Genomic DNA, 4,582 nt, shown 5'->3' on the forward strand with positions numbered 1-4,582 from the left:
ATATTACGATCGAAATTCGGATAAAATCTTTGTCATGGGAAGCGATGTTAGCCAAGGAATGACGGTATTTTATCAGGTTTATCCTAGCGTGAAAATGATTGCCTACGATAGATCTAGCGACTTGTCATACAACCGTCAGATGATGGGCAGACCTACTATATTAGCAACTCGTTTAAAGGTACTATCTATACGGCACATGAAGGAGAGGCTCTATCAACCCATACAAATATTGATAGTATACGTACGCACCGCTTAACTTCGCTCATGGATAAAGGTCATTTGTACCTACTTGATAAGGACAACAAAACCATTCAATTAGTAACTCCTGGTGTAGGAGCGAGCATAGTCGCAACCCTTAACGTAGGTAATATCAAATCCGCAATAGTGCATGAAGGCAAATTCTACTTAATGGTGGGTAACCAATTCTACCGTATTGATATAAAAGGGAAACTGGAAGAGTACGCTAATGTAGACAATGCCGTATACCATAAGGGTGTTTATAACTTCAAGACCCATAATTTTGATCCAACGCCAACTCCGTATGGTATTTCTCTTCCTTCTGAACCTGGAATGAATGAAATTTTGGATAGGTTTGAGCCCAAACGGATTGTGCTTGGTCTTGCGCCGCAACGATTTATAATTGATCCCAAAGGTAACATTATCATTTATGATGATATATATAAGATTCTCAGAAAAATAAATGTGTTTAAATAAAGATTTCAAGGTGATTGGAAAAAAAGGGGTAAGCGAAGCTTACCCCTTTTTTTGTGTTGAGCACTCAGCGCCATGAAATTTGCTGCATYGCTTGGGCGGCTCCTCCCTGGGGAACTACAGGGCACTATTTTATCGAAATAGGCTCTTTTTCGCGCGGAGGGGAACTGTGGTCCTCTATTTATCCGTTTTCTTTAAGAAAACGGAATTAAGCGATCAAATAAAGCCCTGTAGTTCCGCTGAACACGGAAACGGGCTGAATTTGCTAGAATAGCGGCCTGTAGTTCCTCAAGGATGCATCGTTGACCAACTTAACGCTAGTATGAGGTTACCTCCTCCGCCAAGTGCCACAGAAACGCTGGATTTTTAGCGGTAAGTATCCTCCGCCCCCCCAAATTGCTCCTACCGGGCTCTTAACAAGCTAAACGACAGAGGAGAAGTTAACTCCTCCAAAGGTTCCTTTCTCCCCAGCCAACTACAGGGCACTATTTCATCGAAATAGTCCCTTTTTTATGTCTTAGCAGGATTCGTTGGGAATGAACCGATGCTCCAAAGCATGCACAATTCCTCGAATTGAGACATTTTTGCATTAACACTTTCTTGCCCCAACTCTCAAATCCTGGGAAAATATGCAAATCGCGGATCGGTTCATGTCCTAGAGGATTGAACGATTGTCATGACATCTCCCCAGCGGGTAAGATTGCGGTACTAGACGTGAAGGAGGCTTACGACAGTGGCAAAGTTGTATACGGAAACTAAGCCCGGAATCACAGACAGAGATGTGAAGCATGTGAAGTTTGCGCAAAACCGATATCTTCTGAATTTGCGAAAGCATTGGATGCTTTATCTAATGATCATCCCCGGGCTCGTTTATTACCTTATTTTTAAATACGTGCCGCTCATGGGGAGTGTCATTGCCTTTCAAAACTATCAGATTTTCAAAGGTATGTTGGGAAGCCCTTGGGTGGGGTTGGACAATTTCAAGTTCATCTTCACGTATCAAGAYTTCTACCATGTATTAAGAAACACGGCGACAATCGCCACGTATCACCTCGTATTCGGATTTCCTGCGCCTATTATTCTAGCACTTCTATTTAATGAGGTCAGGCTGATGCTGGTAAAACGAGTAGTGCAGAGCATGTTCTATCTCCCGCACTTCTTATCATGGGTTGTTGTTGGAGGTATTGTATTTGAACTGCTGTCCACTCAAGGCGTGGCTAACATGGTCCGTGGATGGTTCGGTCTCGAACCGATCCTGTTTATGCAGCAGCAGAGTTATTTTCGAACGATTGTCGTCTTATCGGGCATTTGGAAGGAAGTCGGCTGGGGCACGATTATTTACCTTGCCGCAATTACCGGTATCAATCCGAATTTGTATGAGGCGGCTGTAATGGACGGTGCAAACCGTTGGAAGCAAACCCTTCATATAACATTACCGATTCTGTTTCCAACGATTCTGGTGCTATTCCTACTGAATATCGGCAATTTTCTGGAGCTTGGTTTTGACCAAATTTATAACTTGCTGACGCCTATGACGTATTCCGTGGGGGATATTATTGAGACGTATGTGTACCGAGCCGGGGTTTTGCAGGGGCAGTACAGCGTTACCACAGCCATTGGACTATTCCAGTCAGTCATTGGTTTCGCACTGCTGTGGGTGTTTAACCGGATGGCGAGAAAGACAGAACAGGGGTTGTGGTGATGAAACAGGCATATGGAGAAAAAGCTTTTCAAGTGTTCAACTATTTGTTCCTAGCCGCAGCTGCATGCACGATGTTGATGCCGCTTGTCCATCTGTTGGCCGTGTCGCTCAGTTCACCAATTGCTGCAGATTCGAAGACGGTGTTCTTACTACCGGTCGAATTTACGTGGGCATCGTGGGGTCATATCCTGCAAAATAAGGGATTATGGAGCGCATTCGGAGTAACGGCGTACATTACGATTGTTGGGACACTGCTAAGCATGCTGTTCTCTGTTTTGACAGCGTTTCCGCTGTCCCGCAAGGAATTTCTGATCCGCAAGCCGTTCATGCTGGCTGTTATCATTACGATGATTTTCAATGCACCGATGATCCCATTTTTCCTGACAGTTCGGGAGCTGGGCATGATGAATTCCCTGTGGTCGCTGATTTTGCCAGGTTTGATTGGGACATTTAACATGATTATTATTCGGACGTTTTTTATGGGCATTCCTGCGGAGCTCGATGATTCAGCGCGTATGGACGGGTGCACGGATGCAGGCATTTTGTTCCGGATCTATCTCCCCTTATCCAAGCCTGTGCTCGCGACTGTCAGCTTGTTTTATGCCGTAGGATATTGGAACACTTTTCAGAGGGCCGTTCTGTTCATCCGTGATCCCAACAAATGGCCGCTGCAAATGAAGCTTCGTGCTTACTTGCAGTCACCGGAGGAGCTTGCTGCTGTGAACCTGTTCCTTGGCGATTATGATTTCAACACGACAACATTGAAAGCGGCTACAATTCTGTTCGCGACCGTACCCATTATTTTAGTATATCCGTACCTGCAGAAGTATTTTGTAAAGGGTTCGATGCTAGGCTCGTTGAAGGAGTAAAAAGGGGCCGATATAGAGCCGCAACACTGGCTTAATATAGCAAATAATTTGCAAGGATCGTTGACGTGCCATCAAAGGGAGGATATAAGCATGAGGAAACTTTTATTTGGGAAAAAGATAGCGATTACAGCAGCGGCTTCGCTGCTTGCCGTTGCAGTCCTTGCGGGGTGTGCGCAGACGGAAGACAACACACCTGTCGCAGAAGGCGGCGCCAAGAACGACAAGCTTGTACAGGTGAAGGTGTTCAAAAGCCATATGGGCGTAGGCACCATTCCAGATGCTAATAATGCGCACGTCAAATATGTAGCAGAGAAAACAGGCGTTGAATATAAGCTCACGACCACGCCTCCGGGCTCAGAGCCAACGGAGTTCCTCAATCTGATGATTGCCTCGAATGATTTGCCGGACATTCTACGTCCAATTGGCGGTATCGAGCAAACATTGATCAAACAGGGTGGAGCGCTGCCGCTCGAAGATCTTCTTCCGAAGTACGCACCTAATGTGTGGAAGAACATTCCTAAGGAGGCGTGGGATGTTGTTCGTTCTGCCTCGTCGGATGGCCATATTTACTATGTGCCAAAAGTGTTTCTCGTTCCTGAGCGCGCACCGATGATTCGTAAGGATTGGCTGGATAAGGTCGGACTGCCTATGCCGAAGACAGCATCTGACTATAAGGAAGTACTGAAGGCATTTCGTGATAAGGATCCCAACGGCAACGGGTTAAAAGACGAGCTGCCGACCTCAGGCCGAGAATTCGGCAAGTGGATGGATCATCTTTTCGGCATGTACGGTGTTGCCATGTGGGAAGGGAGTCCGGAGTGGGACCTGTATGACGGCAAGATTCAGTATGCAGGCGTTACGTCTAACATGAAGGCAGCTATCGGATATATCCGTGAGCTATATGCAGACAAACTGCTCGATAACGAGACGTTTCTTAACAAAGGCGACGTATGGCAGGCCAAAATCAACAATAATCTGGTTGGCAGCTGGTACCACCTCCCGGCAAGTGTACGCGATCGGTACACGGCGATGCTGAAGGGGGCGCCCGATGCTTATATCGTTGGCATGCCGGTGCCTAAAGTAGACGGTTTTCAAGGTTTCGTTACGATGAAAACGATGGGTGAGCCGGAATGGATCATTCCAGCAGGAGCCAAGAACAAAGCGGAAGCGTCGCTGAAGCTGCTCGACTTTTTCTATGATACAAGCAACGATGAGTTCATTCGTTTTGGGATAGAAGGGCTTCAACATCAGGTCGTGAATGGCAAGAAGGTACTGCTGCCGCCAGAGGATAGCCGTCCGC

Annotated in this window: 5 protein-coding genes; all 5 read left to right on the forward strand. The window is 46.4% G+C overall.

Translation table 11 applies throughout. From position 1 onward, the window contains the following. A partial coding sequence (locus AC1DUA_RS24660) for a hypothetical protein (RefSeq protein WP_477502277.1) occupies window positions 1-256 on the forward strand: 256 nt, incomplete at its 5' end. A gap of 23 nt (window positions 257-279) precedes the next feature. Beyond that, complete coding sequence (locus AC1DUA_RS24665) at window positions 280-714, forward strand: hypothetical protein (protein ID WP_477502278.1); 435 nt, start codon at window positions 280-282, stop codon at window positions 712-714. Window positions 715-1,549: 835 nt separating this feature from the next. After that, window positions 1,550-2,413 (forward strand): ABC transporter permease, encoded by an 864-nt coding sequence (locus AC1DUA_RS24670; RefSeq protein WP_477502281.1) that lies wholly within the window; start codon window positions 1,550-1,552, stop codon window positions 2,411-2,413. After that, window positions 2,413-3,282 (forward strand): carbohydrate ABC transporter permease, encoded by an 870-nt coding sequence (locus AC1DUA_RS24675; RefSeq protein WP_477502279.1) that lies wholly within the window; start codon window positions 2,413-2,415, stop codon window positions 3,280-3,282. The genes AC1DUA_RS24670 and AC1DUA_RS24675 overlap by 1 nt, the downstream gene beginning before the upstream one ends. A 90-nt stretch (window positions 3,283-3,372) precedes the next feature. Then, a partial coding sequence (locus tag AC1DUA_RS24680) for an extracellular solute-binding protein (RefSeq protein ID WP_477502280.1) occupies window positions 3,373-4,582 on the forward strand: 1,210 nt, incomplete at its 3' end.

The sequence above is a fragment of the Paenibacillus sp. 01T422 genome (assembly GCF_056398785.1).